At 71.5% G+C, this 23,887-nt stretch carries 24 protein-coding genes and 1 riboswitch; of the genes, 22 read left to right on the top strand and 2 right to left on the bottom strand.

Features of this window, described 5'->3' with window-relative positions:
* Positions 1–2 precede the first annotated feature (2 nt).
* Both AN478_RS12260 and AN478_RS12255 read left to right on the top strand, forming a co-directional pair.
* Positions 3–1,349, top strand: a complete 1,347-nt coding sequence (locus AN478_RS12260) for an NTP/NDP exchange transporter (RefSeq protein WP_231627421.1) — start codon at positions 3–5, stop codon at positions 1,347–1,349.
* Positions 1,346–2,275, top strand: a complete 930-nt coding sequence (locus tag AN478_RS12255; RefSeq protein WP_143004029.1) for an aldo/keto reductase — start codon at positions 1,346–1,348, stop codon at positions 2,273–2,275. The genes AN478_RS12260 and AN478_RS12255 overlap by 4 nt, the downstream gene beginning before the upstream one ends.
* A 10-nt stretch (positions 2,276–2,285) precedes the next feature.
* Here AN478_RS12255 and can read toward each other — a convergent pair whose 3' ends face one another.
* Complete coding sequence (gene can / locus AN478_RS12250; RefSeq protein ID WP_054966913.1) at positions 2,286–2,912, bottom strand: carbonate dehydratase; 627 nt, start codon at positions 2,910–2,912, stop codon at positions 2,286–2,288.
* Between the two features lie 278 nt (positions 2,913–3,190).
* On the opposite strand from can, the gene purE reads away from it, so the two are divergent.
* The 20 genes from purE (at position 3,191) to cobJ (ending at position 23,109) form a co-directional block, all read left to right on the top strand.
* Positions 3,191–3,685: a 5-(carboxyamino)imidazole ribonucleotide mutase gene (purE, locus tag AN478_RS12245; protein ID WP_054966912.1), complete on the top strand. Its 495-nt coding sequence runs from the start codon at positions 3,191–3,193 to the stop codon at positions 3,683–3,685.
* Position 3,686: 1 nt separating this feature from the next.
* On the top strand, positions 3,687–4,772 hold the full coding sequence (locus AN478_RS12240) for a 5-(carboxyamino)imidazole ribonucleotide synthase (protein WP_054966911.1): 1,086 nt from the start codon (positions 3,687–3,689) through the stop codon (positions 4,770–4,772).
* Between the two features lie 204 nt (positions 4,773–4,976).
* Positions 4,977–5,945 (top strand): PLP-dependent cysteine synthase family protein, encoded by a 969-nt coding sequence (locus AN478_RS12235; protein ID WP_054966910.1) that lies wholly within the window; start codon positions 4,977–4,979, stop codon positions 5,943–5,945.
* 162 nt (positions 5,946–6,107) lie between these two features.
* On the top strand, positions 6,108–6,335 hold the full coding sequence (locus tag AN478_RS12230; RefSeq protein WP_054966909.1) for a hypothetical protein: 228 nt from the start codon (positions 6,108–6,110) through the stop codon (positions 6,333–6,335).
* Positions 6,336–6,545: 210 nt separating this feature from the next.
* On the top strand, positions 6,546–7,226 hold the full coding sequence (locus AN478_RS12225; RefSeq protein ID WP_054966908.1) for an urease accessory protein UreH domain-containing protein: 681 nt from the start codon (positions 6,546–6,548) through the stop codon (positions 7,224–7,226).
* Positions 7,227–7,235: 9 nt separating this feature from the next.
* Positions 7,236–7,616 carry a DUF1622 domain-containing protein gene (locus AN478_RS12220; RefSeq protein WP_054966907.1) on the top strand — a complete coding sequence of 127 codons (381 nt, stop codon included), beginning with the start codon at positions 7,236–7,238 and terminating at the stop codon, positions 7,614–7,616.
* Positions 7,617–7,708: 92 nt separating this feature from the next.
* A riboswitch (cobalamin riboswitch) is annotated at positions 7,709–7,923 on the top strand.
* 115 nt (positions 7,924–8,038) lie between these two features.
* Positions 8,039–12,508, top strand: coding sequence for a cobaltochelatase subunit CobN (locus AN478_RS12215; protein ID WP_143004031.1), 4,470 nt, complete (start codon positions 8,039–8,041; stop codon positions 12,506–12,508).
* Entirely contained in the window at positions 12,501–12,953 is a 453-nt protein-coding gene (locus AN478_RS12210) for a MotA/TolQ/ExbB proton channel family protein (protein WP_054966906.1), read from the top strand. Before AN478_RS12215 ends, AN478_RS12210 begins: the two co-directional genes overlap by 8 nt.
* Positions 12,940–13,254, top strand: coding sequence for a DUF2149 domain-containing protein (locus AN478_RS12205; RefSeq protein WP_054966905.1), 315 nt, complete (start codon positions 12,940–12,942; stop codon positions 13,252–13,254). Before AN478_RS12210 ends, AN478_RS12205 begins: the two co-directional genes overlap by 14 nt.
* Positions 13,251–13,940, top strand: a complete 690-nt coding sequence (bluB, locus tag AN478_RS12200) for a 5,6-dimethylbenzimidazole synthase (RefSeq protein ID WP_054966904.1) — start codon at positions 13,251–13,253, stop codon at positions 13,938–13,940. Before AN478_RS12205 ends, bluB begins: the two co-directional genes overlap by 4 nt.
* Positions 13,937–14,542, top strand: a complete 606-nt coding sequence (gene cobO, locus AN478_RS12195) for a cob(I)yrinic acid a,c-diamide adenosyltransferase (protein ID WP_054966903.1) — start codon at positions 13,937–13,939, stop codon at positions 14,540–14,542. The genes bluB and cobO overlap by 4 nt, the downstream gene beginning before the upstream one ends.
* Positions 14,539–15,831 (top strand): cobyrinate a,c-diamide synthase, encoded by a 1,293-nt coding sequence (locus tag AN478_RS12190; protein ID WP_054966902.1) that lies wholly within the window; start codon positions 14,539–14,541, stop codon positions 15,829–15,831. Before cobO ends, AN478_RS12190 begins: the two co-directional genes overlap by 4 nt.
* Entirely contained in the window at positions 15,828–16,664 is an 837-nt protein-coding gene (gene cobA, locus AN478_RS12185) for a uroporphyrinogen-III C-methyltransferase (RefSeq protein WP_054966901.1), read from the top strand. The genes AN478_RS12190 and cobA overlap by 4 nt, the downstream gene beginning before the upstream one ends.
* Positions 16,665–16,686: 22 nt before the next feature.
* The gene (locus tag AN478_RS12180) at positions 16,687–17,796 is read left to right on the top strand and encodes a cobalt-precorrin-5B (C(1))-methyltransferase (RefSeq protein ID WP_054967110.1); all 1,110 of its coding nucleotides are present in this window, start codon (positions 16,687–16,689) and stop codon (positions 17,794–17,796) included.
* Positions 17,793–18,722, top strand: a complete 930-nt coding sequence (locus AN478_RS12175) for an ABC transporter ATP-binding protein (RefSeq protein ID WP_054966900.1) — start codon at positions 17,793–17,795, stop codon at positions 18,720–18,722. The genes AN478_RS12180 and AN478_RS12175 overlap by 4 nt, the downstream gene beginning before the upstream one ends.
* Positions 18,719–19,492: an ABC transporter permease gene (locus AN478_RS12170; RefSeq protein WP_074471188.1), complete on the top strand. Its 774-nt coding sequence runs from the start codon at positions 18,719–18,721 to the stop codon at positions 19,490–19,492. The genes AN478_RS12175 and AN478_RS12170 overlap by 4 nt, the downstream gene beginning before the upstream one ends.
* 82 nt (positions 19,493–19,574) lie before the next feature.
* The gene (gene cobG, locus AN478_RS12165; protein ID WP_074471221.1) at positions 19,575–20,969 is read left to right on the top strand and encodes a precorrin-3B synthase; all 1,395 of its coding nucleotides are present in this window, start codon (positions 19,575–19,577) and stop codon (positions 20,967–20,969) included.
* A complete protein-coding gene (locus AN478_RS12160) occupies positions 20,959–21,600 on the top strand; it encodes a precorrin-8X methylmutase (RefSeq protein ID WP_054966899.1) in 642 nt (213 codons plus the stop codon). The genes cobG and AN478_RS12160 overlap by 11 nt, the downstream gene beginning before the upstream one ends.
* Positions 21,597–22,349 (top strand): precorrin-2 C(20)-methyltransferase, encoded by a 753-nt coding sequence (locus tag AN478_RS12155; RefSeq protein WP_054966898.1) that lies wholly within the window; start codon positions 21,597–21,599, stop codon positions 22,347–22,349. The genes AN478_RS12160 and AN478_RS12155 overlap by 4 nt, the downstream gene beginning before the upstream one ends.
* Positions 22,339–23,109, top strand: a complete 771-nt coding sequence (cobJ, locus tag AN478_RS12150; protein ID WP_054966897.1) for a precorrin-3B C(17)-methyltransferase — start codon at positions 22,339–22,341, stop codon at positions 23,107–23,109. Before AN478_RS12155 ends, cobJ begins: the two co-directional genes overlap by 11 nt.
* Here cobJ and AN478_RS12145 read toward each other — a convergent pair.
* The gene (locus AN478_RS12145; RefSeq protein ID WP_054966896.1) at positions 23,091–23,855 is read right to left on the bottom strand and encodes a cobalt-precorrin-6A reductase; all 765 of its coding nucleotides are present in this window, start codon (positions 23,853–23,855) and stop codon (positions 23,091–23,093) included. The genes cobJ and AN478_RS12145 overlap by 19 nt on opposite strands.
* Positions 23,856–23,887 lie beyond the last annotated feature (32 nt).

Here is a 23,887-nt window from a genome sequence, read left to right as displayed (position 1 = left end):
ACGTGGCGGGTGGCCCGTCGCACCGCCTGATGGGGCTCCTGAACCGCTGGGTGGGGGTCCGGGAAGGGGAGGTGTGGGCCCTGGTCTGGGCCTTCCTGTACTTCTTCAGCCTCCTGGCCGCCTACTACGTGGTCCGGCCGCTGCGCGACGAGATGGGTATCGAGGGCGGGGTGGAGAACCTGCCCTGGATGTTTACCGCCACCTTCCTCGCCATGCTGGCGGCCGTTCCCCTCTACGGCGCCGCCTCCTCCCGCTTCCCCCGCCGCCGGCTGGTGCCGGGGGTCTACCTGTTCTTCCTGGCCAACCTGCTGGCCTTCTACGCCGCCTTCCGCATCGCCGAGGATCCTGCCTGGGTGGCGCGGGTGTTCTTCGTCTGGGTGAGCGTGTTCAACCTGTTCGTGGTGTCGGTCTTCTGGACCTTCATGGACGACCTGTTCACCAACGAGCAGGGCCGCCGGCTGTTCGGCGCCGTGGCCGCCGGGGGCAGCGCCGGGGCGGTGGCCGGTCCGGCGCTCACCACCGGGCTGGTGCAGGTCCTCGGCACCCACGAGCTGGTGCTCGTCTCCGCCGCCCTGCTCGCCTTTACCCTGCTGTGCATAAGTCGGCTTCTGGCGCAGGCCTCCCGGCTGCGCGCGGAAGGAAAGGCGGAGGAGGCAGGGGAGGGCGCCGGGCAAGAGGAGGTAGAGCGCGGGCTGGGCGGCGGCGCCTGGGCCGGGGTGCGTCTGCTGGCGCGCAGCCCCTACCTGCTCGGGGTGGCCGGCTACATCCTGCTGTACACCGCCACCTCCACCTTCCTCTACTTCCTCCAGGCCCACATCGTCGAGGACAATCTCGCCGACCCCGATGCCCGCACGACGCTGTTCGCGGCCATGGACCTGGCGGTCAATCTCCTCACGGTGGGCACCCAGCTTTTCGTCACCGGCCGGGTGCTGGCCCGGCTAGGGGTGGGCGTGGGCCTGGCCCTGCTGCCGGGGGTGGTGGCCGCCGGCTTCGCCGTCCTGGCCTTTGCGCCCGTGCTGGGGGTGCTGGTGGTCTTCCAGGTGCTGCGCCGGGCTTCCAACTACGCCCTGGCACGGCCCGCCCGCGAGGTGCTGTTCACGGTGGTGGGCCGCGAGGCCCGCTACAAGGCCAAGAACGTCATTGATACAGTGGCTTACCGGGGCGGGGACGCGGCCACCGGATGGGCCTTCGCCGGGCTCACGGGCCTCGGTCTGGGCCTGGCGGGGGTTGCGGCGGTGGCCGTGCCCCTGGCGCTGGTATGGCTGGGCCTCGGCCTGGCCCTGGGGCGGCGCCAGGAGGCCCTGCGCAGCGAATCCCATCCGGCGGCGGAACAAGGAGGGCAGGGATGACCAGCACCATACCCGGCATGAGCCGGCGCGCGGTCCTGAAACTGATGGCCGCCGCGGGCGGCTTGGCCGTTACCGGGGTGCCGTCGGTGGCGGCCCGGGAGGCCATGCGAAGCCGCGCGATTCCCTCCAGCGGCGAGGAGGTCCCCGTGGTGGGCCTGGGCACGGCGCGCACCTTCAACCTGGACCCCGGCGAGGAGCGGGAGCCCCTGCGCGGGGTGCTGCGGGAATTCTTCGCCGCCGGCGGGCGGGTCATCGATACCTCGCCCATGTACGGCACCGCCGAGACGGTGATCGGCGACCTGCTGGGGGACATGGACCACCCGGAGGTCTTCTACGCCACCAAGGTCTGGACCCGGGGGGAGGAGGCGGGCATCCGCCAGATGGAGGAGTCCGCCGAGCGCATGGGCACGGACGTCATCGATCTGATCCAGGTGCACAACCTGGTGGACTGGCGGACCCAGCTGAAGACCCTGCGCCGCTGGAAGGACGAGGGGCGCATCCGCTACCTGGGCATCACCCACTACCGGGTCTCGGCCTTCGACGACCTGGAGCGCATCATGCGCGAGGAGGGCCTGGACTGGGTGCAGCTGCCCCTGTCCCTGGCCACGCCCGACGCCGCCGACCGCCTGCTGCCCCTGGCCGCCGACCGTGGCATCGCCGTGCTGGTGAACCGCCCCTTCGAGAACGGCGGGCTGTTCCGCGCCGTTCGGGGCCGGGAGCTGCCGGAATGGGCGGGGGAGATCGGTGCCGAGAGCTGGGCCCAGCTGTTCCTGAAGTACATCCTCGGCCACCCGGAGGTGACCTGCGTCATCCCCGCCACCAGCGATCCGGAGCACGCCGCCGACAACATGCGCGCCGGCATGGGCCCGCTCCCCGACGCCGGACAGCGAAGGCGCATGCGGGAGTTGTGGGAGTCCCTGGTTTAGCCCCGGGAGGTCAGCGGCTGACTGAGGCCCCGGGGATGTCCTCCGGCCCGGCGGCGGTTACCTCCAGGTCGCGCAGCAGGCCGTCGTTCAGGGCGTAGATCCAGCCGTGGACCTGCAGGGGCTGACCGCGCTCCCAGGCTTCGCGCACCACCTGGGAGCGGCAGACGTTGGCCACCTGGTGGCTGACGTTGAGCTCGCAGAGCCGGCTCACCCGCTCCTCCTCGTCGAGGCCGTCCAGCTCCTCCCGGTGCCGGTCCGCCACGTCCCGGATCATCTCCAGCCAACCGGTGATGAAGCCCGAGCCCCCGCCCTTCAGGGCCGCCCGGATGCCGCCGCAGCCGTAATGGCCGGTAACGATCACATGGTGCACCTTCAGTACCTCCACCGCGTACTGGAGCACGGAGAGGTAATTAAAGTCGTTATGCGGGGCGAGGTTGGCGATATTGCGGTGGACGAACACCTCGCCGGGGGGAAGGTTGACGATCTGGTTGGCCGGGACCCGGCTGTCGGCGCAGCCGATCCACAGGTAGTCCGGGCTCTGTTGGTGGGCGAGCTGGGGGAAGAACTCGGGGTGCTCCTCCTGGATCCCTTCGGCCCAGCGGCGGTTGTTGTCGAGCAGGTTGCGGATTTCACCCATCGGAAGCGCTCCCATGCGAGAGGTCGTGCACACCCGGGCCCCAGGGTGGGCGGCGGGGTCGGGTCGGGCCATGATCGGCGTCAAGCCGGTTCTGCGCCCCGGGGCCCGGGTTTTGCCCAGAGCGGTCGAACGAGCCGGGCTAAGGCTACCACCGGTAAGGCCCGCAGGGGAGGCCCCCGCCCGGGTTGCCCCGTTACCTAGCGCCTTCACCGCGGGTATAATTCCCCGCAAACTGGCGGGGCCGCCGCGGGCGCGGCCCATCCAACCGGGAGTGAGCGATGCAACCGCTGGTAGGCCTGATCATGGGCTCGGCCTCCGACTGGGAAACCCTGCAGCACGCCGCGGAGACGCTGGAGCGGCTCGGCGTGCCCCACGAGGTGCGCGTGGTCTCCGCCCATCGTACCCCGGACCTGCTGTTCGAATACGCCGCGGAAGCGGAGGAGCGGGGTCTGGAGGTGCTCATCGCCGGCGCCGGCGGGGCCGCCCACCTGCCCGGCATGGCCGCCGCCAAGACCGCCTTGCCGGTGCTCGGCGTCCCGGTGCAGTCCAAGGCCCTGAACGGCGTGGACTCCCTGCTCTCCATCGTGCAGATGCCCGCGGGCGTCCCCACCGGCACCCTGGCCATCGGCCGTTCCGGGGCCGTTAACGCCGCCCTGCTGGCCGCGAGCATCCTCGGCAACAAGCACCCCGAGATCCGCCGGGCCCTGCACGACTACCGGCGGGAGCAGACGGAGGATGTCCTGGCGCGGCCCGACCCGCGCGAGGAGGGCTGAGGTGCGCGTCGGCATCCTGGGCGGCGGGCAGTTGGGCCGCATGCTGGCCCTGGCCGGGCATCCCCTCGGCCTGGAGACCACCGTGCTCGACCCGGGGGAGGCGCCCTGCGGGGCGGCGGTGGCCGCCCACCTGCGGGGCGAATACGACGACCTTGGGCTGCTGCGGCGGCTGGCGGAATGGGCCGACGTGGTCACCTACGAGTTCGAGCAGGTCCCGGAGGCCGCCCCCGCGGAGCTGGCGGGCCAGGTCCCTGTCCATCCCGGGCCGGAGGCCCTGGCCACCGGCCGCGACCGCCTCAACGAGAAGACCCTGTTCCGGGAGCTGGGGATCCCCACCGCCCGCTTCGCCGCCGTGGATTCGCGGGACGCTCTGAAGGCCGCGGTGGCCGACATCGGCCTGCCCGCGGTGCTCAAGACCCGCACCCTGGGCTACGACGGCAAGGGCCAGGCGGTGCTGCGCGAGGACGGCGACGTGGATGCCGCCTGGAACGAGATCGGCGGCGTGCCCCTGATCCTGGAGGAGGTGGTTCCCTTCGAGCGCGAGGTGTCCATGATCGCCGTGCGGGGCGCCGACGGCGCGCAGCGCTTCTACCCCCTCGCCGAGAACCACCACGAGCAGGGCATCCTGCTCGAGTCCCGGCCCCGGCCGGCCGACCCCCGCGAGGCGGACGCCGTGGATTACGCCGCCCGGCTGCTGGAGCGTCTGGACTACGTGGGCACCGTGGCGCTGGAACTGTTCGATGCCGGGGACCGGTTGCTCGCCAACGAGATGGCCCCGCGCGTCCACAACTCCGGCCACTGGACCATCGAGGGCGCCGAGACCAGCCAGTTCGAGAACCACCTGCGCGCCGTCTGCGGCCTGCCCCTGGGCGCCACCGACCCCGTGGGGCACAGCGCCATGCTCAACCTGATCGGGGTCCTGCCCGAGCGTGCCGACGTCCTCGCCGTTCCCGGCGCCCACCTCCACTTCTACGGCAAGGACTCCCGCCCCGGCCGCAAGGTGGGGCACATCACCGTGCGCGCCGACTCCGCGGCGGAGCTGGAAGGGCGGCTGGAGCGGGTGCGGCGCCTGCTCCCGGCCGCTTAGCCGGCGGCGGGGACCCGCGCTCCCCCATCCCATTCCTCCCAAGCAGCTCCCGGTCCCGGGGTGCATCCCTCCTAACCCATAGACGAAACTCTATTCCAGTCCTCGAAAAACTCGAATTTTCTTAATTCCTCATGACCGGCAGTCTTCCCGGGAAGAGGGGTAAGGCGGTACCTCAGTCCTTGACCGTCAGTAATGGGGAGACCAATGGACAGCGTTCTCAGTCCGGACTTCCGCCCGACGCAGGGGAAGGGGGCCGCCACGGTACTGGAGCGGATAGGGAACACGCCCTTGGCCCACCTGGAGGGGGTGTGGTGCAAGCTGGAGTTCCTGAATCCGTCCGGCTCGATCAAAGCGCGCATCGCGAAGCACATCATCGAGCGGGCCGAGGAGGCGGGTCAGCTGCGTCCGGGCGACACCATCGTGGAGGCCTCCAGCGGGAATACCGGCAACGCCATGGCCATGGTGGCGGCCGTGAAGGGATACCGCATGCTGGTGGTCCAGCCCGTGGGGATCAGCTCGGAGCGCCTGGCCCTGTCCCGGGCACTGGGGGCGGAGGTGATGGAAGTGGGCGACTTCCATGTCAACGAGGCCCTGGCGCGCGCCCAGGAGCTGGGCGAGACCGAGGGCTACTTCTGTCCCCGCCAGTTCGCTTCCGAATGGAACGTGGAGGAGAACCGGACGTGGCTGGGCCCGGAGATCCTACACCAGCTCCCCGAGGGCGCCGTGCCCGATGCGGTGGTGGCCGGGATCGGAACCGGCGGCACCCTGGTGGGTCTGGGGCAGGCCTTTCGGGCCGTCAATCCGGATTGCCTGGTGGTGGGGGTGGAGCCGACGGAGTCCCGCACCATCGCTACCGGAGCGGTGGGCCGCCACCAGATCGAGGGGATCTCCGACGGCTTTGTGCCGCAGATCCTCCAGGACCATCGGGACGAGGTGGATTATCTGTTGGCCGTCCCCAGCGCCGAGGCGGTGAGCGAGATGCGGCGCATCGCCCAGCAGCACGGGTGCTTCGTGGGGCCCAGTTCGGGGGCGCACTTGCTTGCGGCCAAGAAGCTCCAACGGGACCGTCCCGAGCTGAAGACCGTGGTCACCCTGTTCTGCGACGGTGGGGAAAAATACTTCTCGGAGCACTTCCTGTCGGCGGCGGTCCAGGGCAGCGAGTCGGGAGGGTAAAACGCGCTTGAATCCATCAATCCCCCCTTCGGGGGCGGCGAAGGAAAGGGGGCTGTCGTCATCTACAGGGAATTCAACGACGACCCGTGAAGTGTGAGTTCGGAACCAATTGTCCACCGGCGACGCCTCGCCGGCCTCAACCTCTGACCATAGGAGGGCGCCATGCGCTGGATCCCTTATAGAGAAGCCATCAATGACCTGTTCGCCCAGCAGCGCGACCGCCTCCGCCGCAATCACGAGGCGCTCGATGACATCGTCTGGAACGGTTATAGCGGCTTGACGAAGATGACCGCCGAGGAGGTGGGACGGGAATACGGGCGCGTATTTGGTGAGCCCGTGCGCATCGCCGTCGACCGCAGCTCGCCGGGGGACGACGAGGAGGTCGCCTGAGCGGCAACGGCCCACTACCCGGAAAGGGCCCCCCTGCGACACCAGGGGGCTCTTGGGATGGATTCGGTCTGGGGTCCTGATCCGGGCCGGAGGATACAGGAGGGCAGCCCCCATCGCCGGGCTGCCCTCTAGGTTTCGGCGGGGTTGATTTTGGCGCCCCCATGGGTGTGGATGGGGGTAAAGGGGCCCCATCCATTCCCCGGAGAACCCATGGCGGATGACGGATTGACCGGCCTGCTGTTCCTCGGCTTCGGGCTCGGCCTGCTGCACGCCTTCGACGCCGACCACATCATGGCCGTAACCGCCCTGGGTACGCGGCGTCCCGGCTGGCGGCGGGTGCTGCGCTTCTGCACCGCCTGGGCCCTGGGCCACGGTGCCACCATCCTCGCCATCGGCATCGTGGTGCTGGCCCTCGGCTGGCATCTTCCGGAGGGGCTGTACGCGCTGGCCGAGGGGGGTGTGGGCCTGGTGCTCATCGCCCTGGGCCTCTGGGTCTGGGCCGATCTGTGGCGGCGCGGGGTGCGCCTGCGCCCCCACCGGCACGGCAGCCGCCTCCACGTCCATCTGGCCACACCGGCCCATCTCCATCCACCCCGCACCGTCCGCCTGGCCGATCACAGCCCCACCATGGTGGGCATCCTCCACGGTTTCGCCGGCGCCGCGCCCCTGATGGCCCTGGTTCCCACCCTCCACCAGGGCGGTGCCTGGGCCGGTCTGGCCTACCTGCTGCTTTTCTCCCTGGGTGTGCTGGCCAGCATGCTCGCCTTCGGCCTCCTGTTCGGCGGCCTCCAGGGCTGGCTGGCCCGCCGCGGCGAGGCCCTCATGAACGGTTTCCGTCTCCTGGTGGGTGCCCTGTCCCTGGGGCTCGGCGGTGCCTGGCTGGCCGGGTGAGGGTCAGCCGTGGGCTTCCGGGAGGTCGTCAATGCCCTGGTCCAGATCCTGGAAGGCGTGGGGATCGCGGTCATCCTGGGCGGGTTCCTGGTGGCCACCGCCGTCTATCTGGGGCGTCTGCGGCACTGGTCCTCCCATCAAGCCTACCTGGAATACCGCCGGCGCAGCGTGCGCGGACTCATCCTGGGCCTGGAGTTCCTGGTCGCCGCCGACATCATCAAGACCGTGGCCATCGACTACACCCTGAACAGCGTGCTCATGCTCGCCATGATCATCCTGATCCGGACCTTCCTCGTCCTGGCCCTGCACCTGGAAATCGAGGGTCGGTTGCCCTGGGACGCCGTGGAGCAAGATGGCAAGGGCAGCCGCGGTGGTTCCGGTCGGGGGTAGCCGGGGCCACTACCGGCGCATTCCCGGCAAGTTGACCTTTTCCCATCTTGACCCGTAGTCTCTCCGGGTTCCGGGGATTCTTGCCCGACCGAGAATCCCAACCTGCTCCAGGTTCCCCGAGCCTCGCGGCCGGGGTGAAACGGGAAGTCCGGACGGCCCGCACGGCCCAACCGGCGCTGCCCCCGCAACGGTAAGCGAGTGATGGGCGGTCTTTGGCCACTGCGCCTGCGGGCGCGGGAAGGCAACCGTCCGGCGGCCCCGCCGCCAGCTCGTCAGCCCGGAGACCGGCCTGGAGCGGCTTGACCCACGGCGTCGCGGGGCGCGACGTGCGGGGAGCCGGCCCTTCCAGCCGCTGACCCGTCACTGACTCCCCCGCGCTGCCCGGAATCGCCCGATCCTGGAACCGGCGCAGCGGAGTTCTCATGTCTTTCCCGAATGCGGCGTGGCGCGCCGCACGAAGCGTCTTACTCCTTCTTCCCCTGCTAGCCGTCCTCCTGGCCCCGGCGGCCTCCGCCCAGGCGGCCAAGCTGGTGGGCGTCGTCTCGGAGCGCTCGGCGGCCATGGCCGCCGGCGGGGCGCACCGCTATCTGGACGACCATCCCAATCACGAGGTGGTGCTGCGGACCCCGAGCCAGCTCTCGGACCTCTCCGACGCCGAGGTGGCCGGGCTGTGGGCCGGGGCCGACGCCGTGCTCATGGCCGGGGTGTTCGGCGATGCCGCCGTGCGCCTTAAGCGGCTGCTGCGCCAGTCGCCTCCGCCCAAGGGGGCGCCGGTGTTTATCGTCAGCAGCACCCGCTCCCTGGTGCGCCAGTCGCGCCTGGACGGCGAGCGGCCGCTGGCCGATCTCTCCGGCGAGGCGAAAGCGGTGATCGGCGCCGATCCGGGGGCCGACGAGGATCCGCTGGCCTTCATGGAAGAGATGGCCGCCGAATACCCGGAGCAGGCCGAGTGGCTCCGTGGCCGGGCCTACTGGCGGGGGCGCGGCGCCGACAACGCCGCCAACCTGGTGGCCTGGCTATTGAGCAAGGGCGGGGTGGAGGTGAGCGCCGCCCCGCCGCAGCCGGCAGCCCCGCTGCGCTACCACCGCGACGGCGCGGTGGTAGCCGCCGACGAGCTGGACCTGCCCGAGGGCGAGCCGGCGGTGGCGGTGCTGGCCTACGACGACGGCGACGCCGCCGGCAAGCGCCGCCTTCTGGACGCCCTTTGCGAGGAGGTGGAGTCCCGGGGGCCGGCCTGCTTTGCCGTGCTGGCGCGCTGGGGCACGGCCAGCCGCCAGGCCGTGGAGCGCTTGAGCAAGGTGAGTGCCCCGGCGGACCTCGGGGCCGTAATCAGCCTGCAGGACTTCGTGGTGGGCGGCGGCGAGGGACGCGAGGCGGTGACCGGGGCCCTGAAGGAGCTGGACGTGCCCGTGCTCAAGGGCATCCGCCTCGCCGACCGCACCCGGGGCGAATGGCGGATGTCCGCCGACGGCCTGCCCCAGGACTCCATCCACTACCGTGTGGGCATGCCCGAGCTGCAGGGCGTCAGCCAGCCCCTGGTGCTGGCCGCGGCGGAGCCCGCGCACACCGACCCGCGCACGGGGCTGCGCTTCGCCACCACCCGCCCGGTGGAGCGGGAGGTGGCCGCCATAGCCGAGCGCGCCGCCAACTGGATCCGCCTGCGGCGCACCGACAACAGTGACAAGCGCGTCGGCATCCTCTACTACAACCATCCCCCGGGCCGGCACAACATCGGCGCCGACAACCTGGACGTGCCGCGCTCGCTGCTGCGCATCCTGCGCAACATGCGGGACGCTGGTTACGAGACCGGCGAGCTGCCCGGCTCCCCCGAGGCCCTGCTGGAGCGCATGCAGGAGCAGGGGGTGAACCTGCCCGAGAATCGCGAGGAGCTGGCGCGCCTGCACAGCGAGGTGCCCACCCTGTCGGCGGAGGCGTACCGGGAGTGGTTCGCCGGGCTGCCCGATCCGATCCGTGCCGAGATGCGCGACGGCCCCCTGGGCTTTCTGCACGAGACCCTGCGCGAGGCCGAGGAGTCGGGCCGGCTGGACCTGGGCCGGGACCTGCTGGAGCGCATGCACGGCGATCTGCGCCACTTGGTGGAGGGGGCGGACCATCCGGCGACCGCCCGTGCCCGGGACCTGCTGGACCAGCTGCGCGCCGAATACGAGTCCCTGCTCGCCGAGGAGCCCGATGCCAGCTGGGAGCAGGCGCAAAGGCTGGTGAACGGCCTGCGCGACACCGGCATCGAGGGCCTGCACGGCTGGGGTGAGCCCCCGGGGCGGGTCATGGTCCACGACGGCGACATGCTCATCCCCGGCCTGCGCTTCGGCAACGTCTGGATCGGCCCCCAGCCGCCGCGTGGTTGGGAGGTGAACGAGGAGCTGCTGCACGCCAACCTGGCCGTGCCGCCGCCGCACCAGTACCTGGGCTACTACCACTGGCTGAAGTCGCAGTTCGGCGCGGACGCCCTGGTCCACCTGGGCCGGCACTCCACCTACGAGTTCCTTCCCCGGCGCCGGGTGGGGCTCACCGACACCGACTATCCGCGGCTCATTGCCGGCGACATTCCCGGCGTCTACCCCTACATCGTCGACGGCGTGGGCGAAGGCCTGCAGGCCAAGCGCCGTGGCCTGACGGTGATGGTGGACCACCTCACGCCGCCGCTGTCCACCACGCCCCTGTACGACCAGCTTTTGGAGCTGCGTGGGCTGGTGGAGAGCTTCGAGTCGGCGGAAGGCCAGGGCAATACCCCCGCCCGTGAGCGCGCCCTGGACCGCATCCGCGACAAGATCGCCGAGCTGGACATGGTCTCCGAGCTGGAGTCGGAGCTGCGGGCCGAGCGGGGCAATCCCGAGCTGAGCCTGGACGAGGTGGGCGGCGACCTCCTGGTGCACGAGGTGGGCCACCACCTCACCGAGATGCAGGAGGAGTTCATGCCCCGGGGCCTGCACATCTTCGGCGCCGAGTGGGCCAATGAGGAGCGGCGGATGATGCTGGAGTCCATGGCCGGGGCGGGCGAGATCAAGGACAAATGGCGCAAGGCCCTGGCCGACTCGCCAGGTCGCGAGATGGACGGGCTGCTGGCCGGTCTGGACGGTCGATTCGTGGCCCCGGGCAAGGGCAACGACCCTGTCCGCACCCCCGAGGTGCTGCCCACCGGCCGTAACTTCTTCGGCTTGAACGGCAACCTGTTGCCCAGCCGCGTGGGCTGGGAGATGGGCGCGCAAATGGCGGCCGACGCCCGCAAGGAGGGCGATAACGGCCCGCCGCAGGGCAGCGAGGCGGTGGTGCTGTGGGCCTCGGATACGGTGCGTGACGAGGGCGCCATGGTGGCCTTCGGCATGGACATGCTGGGCATTAAGCCCGTGTGGAACAGCCGAGGTATCGTCGAGGGCATCGAGCGCCGGCCGCTGGAAGAAGGCCGCTACCGCCGTGACGTGGTGTTCACCACCTCCGGTCTGTTCCGCGACCTCTACGGCAACCTCAACGCCTGGCTGGATAAGTCCGTGCGCCTGGCCCTGGACGGTGCCAGCCAGACCATCCGGGAGAAGCATCCCGAGCTGACCCCGGCGCTGGAGGCGGCCCTGAAGCCCCTGGGCGAGCTGCGCGATGCCGGCACCGAGTCGCTAAAGCGCAATAAGGTGGCCGCCCATTGGGTGGCCGACGCCCGGCGGGGCGTGGAAGAGGGAGCCGAGCCGGCCGACGCCGGCAACCAAGCCATCCTGCGGGTCTACGGCGACGCCCCCGGCAGCTACGGAGCCGGCGTCAACCGCATGGCGGAGCGTTCCGGCTCCTGGGAAAAGCGGGATGAGGTGGCGGACACCTACCTGCGCCGTATGGGCCACGCCTATGGCGCCGGTGCCGCCGGCGAGGCCGCCCACGGCGATTTCCGGCGCAACCTGGGCCGGGTGGAGCGCACCTATCTGGGCCGGGCCTCCAACCTCTACGGGCTGCTGGACAACAACGACGCCTTCGACTACCTGGGCGGGCTGTCCATGGCCGTGGAGCAGGTCACCGGTGCGGCGCCGGATAGCCGCATCATCGACCATTCGGATCCGGAAAACCCGAGCATGCAGACCCTGGAGGCCGCCCTGCTGCAGGAGCTGCGCGGCCGCTTCCTCAACCCCGCCTGGCTCCGGGCCCAAATGGACCACGGTTACAGCGGCGCCCGCACCATGGGCTCCAAGTTCATGGAGCACCTATGGGGGTGGCAGGTCACCAATCCGGCGGTGATCGACGATTGGGTGTGGCAGGAGGTCAAGGACGTCTACCTCGACGACAAGCACGATCTGGACCTGGACGAATTCCTGGTCGAGGGCAACCGGGCCCACGTGCGCACCAACATGCTCGCCATCATGAATGTGGCCATCGCCAAGGGCTTCTGGGAGGCCTCCCAGGCCACCCAGCAGGAGCTTGCTGAGGAGCTGGCCCGGGCGGTTGTGGAAAACGGTCTGCCCGGCTCCGGCCATACCCGGCCCAAGCATCCCGTTTTCGACCACGTGAAGGGCCAGATCGGCGACGATCTGGCCGAGGCCCTGGACCAGAAGCTGAAAGCCGCCGGCGGCAAGCAGCCGGAGGAGCAGGGGCAGGCAGTGCAAACGGTAGCCGAGGTGAAGCAGGCCCCCGAAGCGCAATCGCTCGAAAGGAAGGATGCAGGAGCGGCGGCCCCCGCCGCGACCGAACGGGCCACCGAATCGGGGCAGGCCCGCCAGGTCGAGCGGAGCGAGGGCCGGCAATCCGACAGGGAATCGAACAAAGAGGCCCGCGATGGCGAAAGCCAATCCCGAGATCGCCACGTGCCCTGGTACCTGTGGGCCACGGCCGGACTGGCCCTGATCCTGCTCGGCGGCGGCTTCTATCGCGGACTACGCAGCGGAGGCAGCAATGTTTGACGGTGTCCTGGTGCAGTGGATCCACGCCGGCGTGAGCTGGCTGCTGGAGCCGGTGCTCGCCGCCCTGGCCGTGTTGGTGGCCCTGGCGGTATGGGAGGTGGGACAGGCTCTGGGCGAGGGCCTCGGCGGCCTGGCTCGCCTAAGCCGGATCGGTGACCGGGGTACGGTGGGCCGGGTGGGCCGGCGCCGCATCGAGCGGGCCGACCTCATCGCCCGGGTGGGCCCCATGCTCGGCCTCATGGGAACGCTCATCCCTCTCGGCCCGGGCCTGGCCGCCCTTGGGCGCGGCGAGCTGCAGACGCTCGCCCAAGCGGTGACGGTGGCCTTTGATACCACCGTCATGGGCCTGTTGGTGGGCATCGTCGGCTTCATCCTCGGCCGGGTGCGCCGACGCTGGTACGATTCCCTGCTTGACGCCCTGGAGGCCGGCGATGGCCGGGCGTGACTGGAGCCGGGGCCGCTTCGACGAGGCGGATGCCGAGCCCATGGGGCCCATGGCCAACCTGGTGGACATCATGCTGGTGTTCGCGGTGGGGCTCATCGCCGCCCTGGCCGCCAGCCAGGGGGGCAAGGACGCCCCGCTCGAGGAGCTGAGCAACCAGGAGATCACCAAGGGGCGTGAGCTACCCGAAGTGCCCGAGGGCATGGGCGGCGCCGGCTCCGGCTACGAGCCCATGGGCGAGGTCTACCGCGACCCGGAGACCGGCAAGCTCATCATGATCAAGGGCGGCGGAGGCGGGGAGTGACGGCCTTCTCCCAGCCCGAGATCGACGCCGTCTACCGCGCCATCGAGCAGCGCCGGGACATGCGCCATTTTCGCCCGGATCCGGTGGACCCAACGGTGCTGCGGCGGTTGCTAGGGGCGGCTCATCGGGCGCCCAGTGTGGGCTTCATGCAACCCTGGCGGTTCATTCGCGTCACCGATCCAGAGCTGCGCGAGGCCATCGCTGGGCTGGTTGAAGAGGAGCGCCGTCGCACCGCCGAGGCCATGGACGGGCGCAAGGCGGAATTCCTGCGTCTCAAGGTAGAAGGCGTGCGCGAGGCCGGTGAGTTGCTGGTGGCGGCCCTGGCCGACGGCCGGGAGCGGTTCGTGTTCGGTCGGCGGACCCTGCCGGAGATGGACCTGGCCTCGGTGGCCTGCGCCATCCAGAACCTGTGGCTCGCCGCCCGGGCCGAAGGCCTGGGTATGGGCTGGGTCTCGTTTTTCGATCCGCAGGCCCTGGGCGGCCTCCTGGGGCTGCCCGAGGGCGGCCATCCGGTAGCCGTGCTGTGCCTGGGCCATGTGGAGGCCTTCTACGAGGAGCCCATGCTGCAGCAGGAGGGCTGGGCCGAGCGCGAGCCCCTGGAGGAGCTGGTCTACGCCGATAGCTGGGGCAATCCGGGCGGCCTACCGGATTCCACGACCGAAATTGAGCAAGGAAACCATAAATGAGCGAAGGTCAGAGCGACGCCCGCTACGGTGAGCGCATGCAGAAGAAAAAAGAGATCATGGACAGCCGCATCGGCCAGGCCAATGACGAGCGCGGCGTGGTGATCGTCAATACCGGCACCGGCAAGGGCAAGAGCAGCGCCGGTTTCGGCATGGTGGCCCGGGCCCTGGGGCACGGCCAGCAGGTGGGGGTGGTGCAGTTCATCAAGGGCAAGTTCGCCACCGGCGAGGAGGCCTTCTTCCGCCAGTGCGACGGCGTGACCTACCACGTCATGGGCGAGGGCTACACCTGGGAGACCCAGGACCGGGAGCGGGACACGGAGATGGCCGAGGCCGCCTGGGAGAAGGCGCGGACGCTGCTGCAGGACGAGTCCGTCAGCCTGGTGCTGCTCGACGAGCTGAATATCGCCCTCAAGAAGGAATACCTCGACCTGCCCACGGTGATCGAGGACCTGGCCGGGCGTCCCTCCATGCAGCACGTGGTCATCACCGGCCGCGGTGCGCCCCAGGACCTCATGGAGGTGGCCGACACGGTCACGGACATGCGCAAGGAAAAGCACGCCTTCGAGGCGGGGGTGAAAGCGCAGAAGGGGGTGGAGCTGTGAGCGCCACCTGCCCGGCGGTGTTCATCGCCGCGCCCGCCTCCGGGCAGGGCAAGACCACGGTCACCGCCGCCCTGGCGCGCTACCACCGCGACCAGGGCCGCGCGGTGCGCGTGTTCAAGATGGGGCCCGATTTCCTCGACCCCATGATCCTGGAGCAGGCCTGCGGCCATCCGGTGGACCCGCTCCACCTGTGGATGGTGGGCGAGGAAGACTGCCGGGCCATGCTCCATGGCGCCGCGGAAACCGCCGACCTGATCCTGGTGGAGGGCTCCATGGGGCTCTTCGACGGCGACCCCTCGGGCGCCGACCTGGCCGTGCGCTTTGGCCTTCCGGTGCTGGGCCTCATCGACGCCAGCGGCATGGCGCAGACCTTCGGGGCCGTGGTCAACGGCTTGGCCACCTGGCGCCCGGACCTGCCCTTCGCCGGCGTCATCGCAAACCGGGTGGGCAGTGCGGGGCACGGCCGCATGCTGGGTGCGGCACTTCCGGAGGGGATCCGCTACTTCGGGGCTGTGCCGCGTAACGAGGCGGTTGGGCTGCCTGATCGCCACCTGGGCCTGGTGCAGGCCGAGGAGATCGACGATCTGGAGCAGCGCCTCGCGGCGGCCGCCAACGCCGTGGCCGAGGCCGAGGTGACCGGCCTCCCGGAGCCGGTGGCCTTCGAGCCGGGCTCCCTGCCGGAGCCCGAGGCGGAGCTGGGCGGCGTGCGCATCGCCATCGCCCGGGACGCCGCCTTCGCCTTCCTCTATCCCGGCAATCTGCGGCTGCTGGAGGCCATGGGCGCCGAGCTCGTCTTCTTCTCGCCGCTGGCCGGCGAGGGCCTGCCCGAGGCGGACGCCGTCTGGCTGCCCGGGGGCTACCCGGAGCTGCACCTGGATACCCTGACCGCCAACCAGGCCCTGAAGGCCGACCTGCATGCTCATCACCAGGCCGGACGGCCCATCCTGGCCGAGTGCGGCGGCTTCCTCTACTTGCTGGACACCCTGGCCGACGCCCAGGGCCACCGCGCCCCCATGGCCGGCCTGCTCCCGGGTGAGGCACAGCTGGAAGAGCGGGTGCAGGGCATCGGGCTGCAGGCCGCGCCGCTGCCCGAGGGCGAGATCCGCGGCCACACCTTCCACCACAGCCGCGCCGAGGTGAACCTCGAGCCTGTGGCCCACTGCATCCGGGCCCGGAACCGAGGAAGCACTGCGGAGGCCATCTATCGCCAGGGCCGGCTCACCGCCACCTACCTGCATGCCTGGTTCCCCTCCAATCCGAGTGCCGTGGCGGAGCTGTTCAAGCCATGAGCGGGCAAGACCCCTCCCTGCGCGAGCTCCTCTCCCGGGCGGTGCCCGGGAGCGGGGAAGACCTGGCCGGCCGGGTGGATCTGGTGGGGGCCGGGCCCGGCGATCCGGGCCTGCTCACCCTGCATGCGGTGGCGGCGCTGCAACGGGCGGAGGTGGTTCTCCACGACCGCCTGATCCCGCAGGAGGTGCTGGATCTGGCCAAACCGGACGCCGAGCGCGTCTACGTGGGCAAGGCGCGGGCGCGCCATCACTACAAGCAGGAGGAGCTCAACGCCCTGATGGTGGCCCGGGCGCGGGAGGGCCACTATGTGGTCCGGCTCAAGGGCGGCGATCCCTTCGTCTTCGGGCGCGGCGGCGAGGAGGCTGAGGCCCTGGCCGCCGAAGGCATCCCGGTGCGGATCATCCCCGGCATCACCGCCGCGGGGGGCTGCGCCGCCTATGCCGGCATCCCGCTCACCCACCGCGACCACGCCTATCGCTGCCAGTTCGTCACCGCCCACCGCCGCAACGGCGGCACGGAACTCGATTGGGCCGCCCTGGTGCAGCCGCAGCAGACCGTGGTGGTCTACATGGGGCTGCACGGCCTCGACAAGGTGTGCACGGAGATGGTGGAGGCCGGGGCACCGTCGGCCATGCCCGCCGCCCTGGTGGAGCGGGGCACCCTGGCCGCGCAGCGGGTGGTGACCGGCACCCTCGGCGACCTCCCCGGCCGGGTGGCGGGCCTGGAGATCCAGTCGCCGGCCCTGCTCATCGTGGGCGAGGTGGTCCGTTTGCGCCAGGCCGCCGGCTGCGAGCCGGTAGCTGGAGAAGGAGAGGCGGATGCCGGAGCCTGAGGACGGCCCGCAGGCGGGCGCCATGCGGCCGGAGAGCCGCGAGGGCGGCGGCCCGCTGCGCACCGGGCTCACCACCGGCGTCTGCGCCACCGCGGCCGCCGCGGCGGCCGCACGCCTGGCCCTGGGCGGGGAGCAGCGGACGCCGGTCCCGGTGACCCTGCCCCGGGGCGAGGCGGTGACCCTGCCGCTCCAGGACCTCCGGGCGGTGGAGGGGGGCGCGGAGGCCGGCGTGATCAAGGACGGCGGAGACGATCCCGACGCCACCCACGGGGCCCGGGTCTGGGTGCGGATCGTGCCGACTCCGGAAAGCGGGGTGGCCTTCCAGGCGGGCGCCGGGGTGGGCACCGTCACCCGCTCCGGCCTGCCGGTTCCCCCCGGGGAGCCGGCCATCAATCCCGTACCGCGACAGATGATTACCGAATATTTGCAAGAGGTGGCCGCTGAACTGGGCCACCCCGGAGGCTTCACCGTCACCGTGGGCGTGGACGGCGGCGAGCGCATCGCCCAGCGCACCATGAACCCGCGCCTGGGCATCGAAGGCGGCATCTCCATCCTGGGCACCACGGGGATCGTGCGGCCCTTTTCCTGCTCCGCCTACATCGCCTCCATCCACCAGGCCATCGACGTGGCCCGCGCCAACGGGCTGGGTCGGGTGGCCTGCTGCACCGGGGGGACGAGCGAGGCCGCGGCGCAGGCCCACTACGGCCTCGACGACATGGCGCTCATCGAGATGGGCGACCTGTTCGGCGCCGCCCTCAAGTACCTGCGCCAGCATCCCATTCCCGCCGTGGTCCTGATGGCGGGCTTCGGCAAGCTCAGCAAATTCGCCGACGGCCACCTCGACACCCACAGCCGCAAGTGCGCCATCGACCTGGCCGGCCTGGCCGCCGAGGCGGAACAGCTCGGGGCCGGCGGGGAGCTGGTGGCCCGGGTGGCCGATGCCAATACCGCCATGGAGGCCCTGGCGGCCTGCCAGGAGGCCGGGCTCCCCCTGGCCGACCGGGTCTGCGCCCGGGCCTGGGTCCAGGCCCGGCGCCTGCTGCCCGCCACCACCGCGCTGGAGGTCTGCGCCGTGGACCGCCGGGGTCGGGTGGTGGGCCAGGCGGCCGGGGAGCCGGAGGCGCAGCCATGAGCGGTGCCGCCATTGCCCTGGAGGGTGTCTCTAAAAGCTATCCCGGCGGCCGGGTGGGCCTGGCCGGGGTGGACCTGACGGTGCCCGACGGCAGCTTCTTCGGCCTGCTCGGCCCCAACGGCGCCGGCAAGACCACCCTTATCGGCCTGCTCACCTCCCTGGTCCGGCCGGACAGCGGCCGGGTGCGGGTGTTCGGCCACGACCTGGACGGGGACGCGGTGGCGGCCAAGGAGTGCATGGGCGTGGTGCCGCAGGAGGTGAATTTCAACAGCTTCGAGCCGGTGGGGGAAATCGTCGAGACCCAGGCGGCCTACTACGGCCTGCCGCCCCGCCGGGCCCGCCAGCGGGCCGGCGAGGTACTGACGCAGGTAGGCCTGGCCGAGCGCAGCCGGCAGACCGCCTGGGGGCTGTCGGGCGGGCTCAAGCGCCGCCTGATGATCGCCCGGGCCCTGGTGCACGAGCCCCGCCTGCTGATCCTCGACGAGCCCACCGCAGGCGTGGACCTGGAGGCTCGCCACGCCACCTGGGATCTGCTGCGCGGGCTGAACGCGGACGGCGTCACCATCCTGCTGACCACCCATTACCTGGAGGAGGCCGAGGCCCTGTGCGGGGAGCTGGCCATCCTCGACGAGGGCCGCATCCTGGCGCGGGGCGGGACCACGGACATGCTCCACGGCCTCGCCCACCAAACCCTGGTGCTTGAGCTGGCCGCGCCCGTGGAAGAGGTACCCTGCCTCGACCCGGCCACGGTGCGCTGCCCGGATGCCTGGACCCTGGAGGTGGACCTCGCCGCCGACGAGGACATCACCGCGCTGTTCGGGCGGGTAGCCGCCGCCGGCCTGCAGGTGGCGGGGCTGCGTAACAAGCAGAACCGGCTGGAGTCGCTGTTCCTGGAGCTGGTGGGCAAGGGGGAGGCCCGGCCATGAGGGCGCGGCGCTACTGGTACGCCTACCGCGGTATGGTGGTGAAGCAGACCCGCCGCTTCCTGCGTGCCTGGGTGCAGAACCTGCTGCCGTCGGTGGTCACCGCCGCGCTCTTCCTGACCATCTTCGGCCACCTGGTGGGGCGCGAGCTGAGCGGCATGGGTGGGGTGCCTTACGCGGACTTCCTCCTGCCCGGGCTGATCATCCTGGCGGTGGTCACCAACGCCTACAGCAACGTCACCCTGGCCTTCTACGGGGCCCGGCTCCAGCGCCACATCGAGGAGCTGCTGGTGGCCCCCCTGCCGGCCTGGCTGATCGTGGCGGGGTTCGCCACGGGCGGGGTGCTGCGCGGCCTGCTGGCCGGGGCCCTGGTGCTGGCGGTGGCGCTGCCGTTCACCTCGCTGCAGGTGCACTATCCGCTGGCCACGCTGGGGATCGCCATAACGAGCGCCTTGCTGTTCGCCCTGGCCGGGCTCCTCAACGGCCTGTTCGCCCGCAGCTTCGACCACACCTCGGTGATCTCCACCTTCGTGCTAACCCCGCTCATCTACCTCGGCGGGCTGTTCTACCCGGTGGAGCGGCTCGATGAACCGTGGCAGACGGTGGCGGCGGCGAACCCCATGCACTACATGATCGCCGGCTTCCGCCACGGGCTGCTGGGCACCGGCGGCTTCGACGGAACCGTCACCTTCGGCATCCTGGCGGCGGCCACCGTCGCGGTGGGCGGCCTGGCCTGGGGGCTGGTGGCGCGAGGCGTCCGCATCCGGGCCTGAGGGCCCGTGGGCGGAACGCTCCCATGGGAGCTCGGAGCTGGAAGGGTCCAGAACCCAAGGGACGGAAGGTGGAAGAGGCATGATGCAAAATGAAAAGCCCGGCCCCTGGGTTCGCGAGGCCTGCCCCGGCGTGGCCGCCCCCATGGCAACCGGAGACGGCCTGCTACTGCGGCTTCGCCACCCCATCGGCGGGCTCGATCCCGAGCAGGCCCGCACCATCGCCCGGGTCGCCCGACAGTACGGCTCCGGCGCCCTGGAGCTGACCAACCGGGCCAACCTCCAGCTGCGGGGGTTCACGGCGGAGACCCTGCCGGCCGCCCAGGAGGAGCTGGCGCGGACCGGCCTGACGGACGCGGATCCCGCTCGGGAGGCGGTGCGCAATGTGGTGGCCTCCCCCGTGGCCGATCGCGATCCGGAAGCGGCGGCGGATGTCCGTCCCCTTGCCCGAGCCCTGGCGGAGGCCATCACCGCCAGCCCCGCCCTGCGCGAGCTGCCGCCCAAGGTGGGGGCGGTGGTGGACGGCGGCGGTCGGGCGCGTCTGGATGACCTGCCCGCCGATGTGCGCCTGGAGGCGGTCGCCACCGGGGCGGGGGTCCGCTATCGGGTCGCGGTGGGCGGTACCGCCCGCTCGGCCGCCGTGCTGGGCTGGGTGTCGGCGGAAGGGGCGGTGCCGGCCGCGGTGGCGGTGCTGGAGCGTTTCCGCGCCCTCCGCGAGGCCGCGGCCGAGCCGCCCCGGCGGTTGGCGGAGGCCGTGGACCGCTTCGGCACGGAGCCTTTCCAGGGGATGGCGGGACTGGAACCGGTATCCGGGGCGGACCCGGTAGCCCGGCGCCCGGCCGCGGCCTCTGGCGATTTCCTTGGCCGCGATCCCCAAGGCGCCTGGGTGGGCGCGGCCTTTCCTTTTGGCGCGTTGAGTGCCGACCAGCTGGTGGGCCTGGCCGGGCTGGTGGAGCCCGGCTCCGGGACTACACTGCGCGTTACCCCGTGGCGGGCGGTGCTGGTCACCGGGGCCGGTTCGGACGCCCTTCCGGTACTGGAGGCGATGGGTGTCATTAGTGATCCCGCCGACCCCCGGCTTAGGGTAAGCGCCTGCATCGGCGCCCCCGGCTGCGATTCGGCCGCAGCGGCCACCCGGGCGGATGCGCCCACCTTGGTTGATGCAGCGGCCGATCTGCTGGAGCGGGGTGGCCGGCTCCATGTGAGCGGCTGTGAAAAGGGCTGTGGAGAGCCCGCCGCGGCCACGGTGGTCCTGACCGCGCTCGAGGACGGCTACGCCCTGACCGTGGCGGACGACTCGGCGGCGGAGCCGCTGCAAACGGGGCTGGCTCCGGAGGCGGCCCGACGCTGGCTGGCGGCGCTTGGCCGGGTGGTGGCGACCGAACAACGACAAGGAGAGCGTGTGGAGAAAACCATGGAACGGTTGGGCAAAAGCACCTTGGCCGCCCGGGTCCGGAGGGAGGCGGGGCATGGCGGATAGCGGCCCCACGGACTACATCCGTGACGGCAAGGCCATCTACGAGGAGTCCTTCGCCATCATCCGGGCCGAGGCGAATCTGGATCGGTTTCCGGACGACCTCGTGCCCGCGGTGGTGCGCATGATCCATGCCTGCGGCATGACCGATCTGCCCGGGGACATCGGCTTCTCCGCCGGGGTCGCCGCGTCGGCCCGGTCGGCACTGGCTGCGGGTGCCCCCATCCTCTGCGACAGCGAGATGGTGGCCCACGGCATCACCCGCGCCCGCCTGCCGGCGGACAACCCGGTGGTCTGCACCCTGCGCGACGAGCGCGTACCGGACCTGGCGGCGGAGCTGGGCAACACCCGCTCGGCCGCGGCGCTGGAGCTGTGGCGCCCCCAGCTGGAGGGCGCCGTGGTGGCCATCGGCAACGCCCCCACGGCGCTGTTCCGCCTGCTGGAAATGCTGCAGGAGGGCGCCCCCCGGCCCGCGGCGGTGCTCGGCATCCCCGTGGGCTTCGTGGGAGCCGTGGAGAGCAAGGAGGCCCTGGCGGAAAGCCCGCTGGGGCTGGAGTACCTGACCGTGCATGGGCGGCGCGGCGGCAGCGCCATCACCGCCGCCGCCGTCAACGCGCTCGCGAGTGACCGTATATGAGCAACGACCCAAGCGCCCGGCCGGGCACCCTGTACGGCATCGGCACCGGCCCCGGCGACCCGGAGCTGATTACCCTCAAGGCCGCCCGCCTCATCGGCGAATGCCCGGTGGTCGCCCACTTCTGCCGCCGCGGCGGCGCCGGCCAGGCGCGCCGGATCTCCGAGGCCCACCTGAAGGCCGACCAGGAGGAGCTGCCCCTGGTCTATCCGATCACCACCGAGCTGCCCCACGGCTCCCCGGAGTACCGCGAGCGCATCGAGGCCTTCTTCGACGAGTCGGCGGAGCGGCTGGCCGAGCACCTGGCGGCCGGGCGCGACGTGGCCGTGCTCAACGAGGGCGACCCCTTCTTCTACGGTTCCTTCATGCACGCCTATCTGCGCTTGAAGGACCGCTTCCCCACCGAGGTGGTCCCCGGCGTGCCGTCGCCCCTGGCCGCGGCGGCTCAGCTGCCCAAGCCGCTGACCATGCGCGACGACGTGCTGACAGTGATTCCCGGAACCCTGCCCGAGGCGGAGCTGCGCGCCGCCCTGAGCGGGGCGGATGCGGTGGTGATCATGAAGGTGGGGAGCCACCGCGACCGCATCGTCGCCCTGCTGGAGGAGCTGGGGCGCAGCGAGGAGGCTTGGTACGTGGCCAAGGCGAGCATGGCCGACGAGGCGGTCATGCCCCTGGCCGAGGCGCCGGCGAAGGCGCCCTATTTCTCCCTGATCGTGCTGCCGGGCCGGGGGGTGCGCGCCGATGAGCGGTGAGGGCTGGGTGGCGGTGGTGGGCACCGGTCCCGCAGGTCCGGAATGGCTGACCCCGGAGACCGCCGGAATCCTGGAGCAGGCCACGGACCTGGTGGGCTACGGGCCCTATCTGGACCGGGTCGCCGCGGGCCACCAGCGCCGCCACGCCTCGGACAACCGGGAAGAGCTTGCCCGGGCTGGCCACGCCCTGGATCTGGCCGCCGAGGGGGCGAAGGTGGCGGTGGTTTCCGGCGGGGATCCCGGGGTTTTCGCCATGGGGGCGGCGGTGCTGGAGGCCGTGGATCGGGACACGGCGGGCCGCTGGCGGGATGTGGAGGTCACCGTACATCCCGGAGTGTCGGCCATGCAGGCCGCGGCCGCCCGCCTGGGCGCCCCCCTGGGGGCCGACTTCTGCGCCATCTCCCTGTCGGACAACCTCAAGCCCCTGGCGGTGGTGGAGCGGCGTGTGCGGTTGGCGGCCGAGGCGGGGCTGGTCATGGCCCTGTACAACCCCGCCTCCCGCGCCCGGCCCTGGCAGCTGGGCCGGGTCCTGGAGGTGCTCGGCGAGGTCCACCCGCCGCAGACGCCGGTGATCTTCGCCACCGCCGCCGGCCGCGGCGACCAGGAACGGCTCACCGTCACCACCCTGGCCGAGGCCGATCCGGCCCGCGCGGACATGCGCACCCTGGTGCTGGTGGGCATCCCGGCCACCCGGGTCCTGCAGCGGCCCGACGGCACGCTCCGGGTCTATACCCCGCGGTACTACGAGGAGGCGGAATGACCGCCGGCGGCGAGGTCTTCCAGCCACTGCAGGGCCGCGGCCGGGTCGTGGTGCACCGGCACGCCCTCGGGGCGGGCCGGGCGCTCCACCATGATTACCGGGATGCCGCGCTCGCGGGCGGCGTCGAGCTTGCCGCGGGTGGCGTCGCCGCCGCTGTTCTTGGTCACCAGCACCTCGATGCCGTGCTCGTCCATGAGCGCCGCCTCGGCGTCCCGGTCGAAGGGACCCCGGTCCTGGATGTAGGCCGCATCGGGCAGGGCGGGGGGCGGCTCCGGCGGGTCGATGGTGCGGATCACGTAGTGCTTGTCCGGGGCGCGCTCGTAGGGGGCCAGCTCCTGGCGCCCGGTGGTGACCAGAACCCGGTGGCCGAGGGTATGCAGGGCCTCGGCCGCGGCGTCCAGGTCGGCCACCGGGATCCAATGGTCCCCTGCGGTGGGCTCCCAGGGCGGGCGCTCCAGCGCCGCCAGGGGAACGCCGGCCTGCCGCGCCGCGGCGGCCGCGTTGGTACTGATGCGGGCGGCGAAGGGGTGGGTGGCGTCCACCACGGCTTCCATGCGGTTGGTGCGCAGGTAGTCCGCCAGCCCCGCCACCCCGCCGAAGCCTCCGGTGCGCTGGGGCAGGTTGGAGCGGGCTGGCCGCGCCGTGCGTCCGGCCAGGGAAACGGTGCCGTCGAGCCGGGGATGGCCCTCCAGAAGCCGGGCCAGGGCCGTGGCCTCGGTGGTGCCCGCAAGGATCAGTACCTGCATGGAAGCGCTCCCGGATGGAGAGGGGGAGGGGA

Source organism: Thiohalorhabdus denitrificans (assembly GCF_001399755.1).
Classification (GTDB): Bacteria; Pseudomonadota; Gammaproteobacteria; order Thiohalorhabdales; family Thiohalorhabdaceae; genus Thiohalorhabdus; species Thiohalorhabdus denitrificans.
This window is presented reverse-complemented; position numbering and strand designations above follow the sequence as displayed.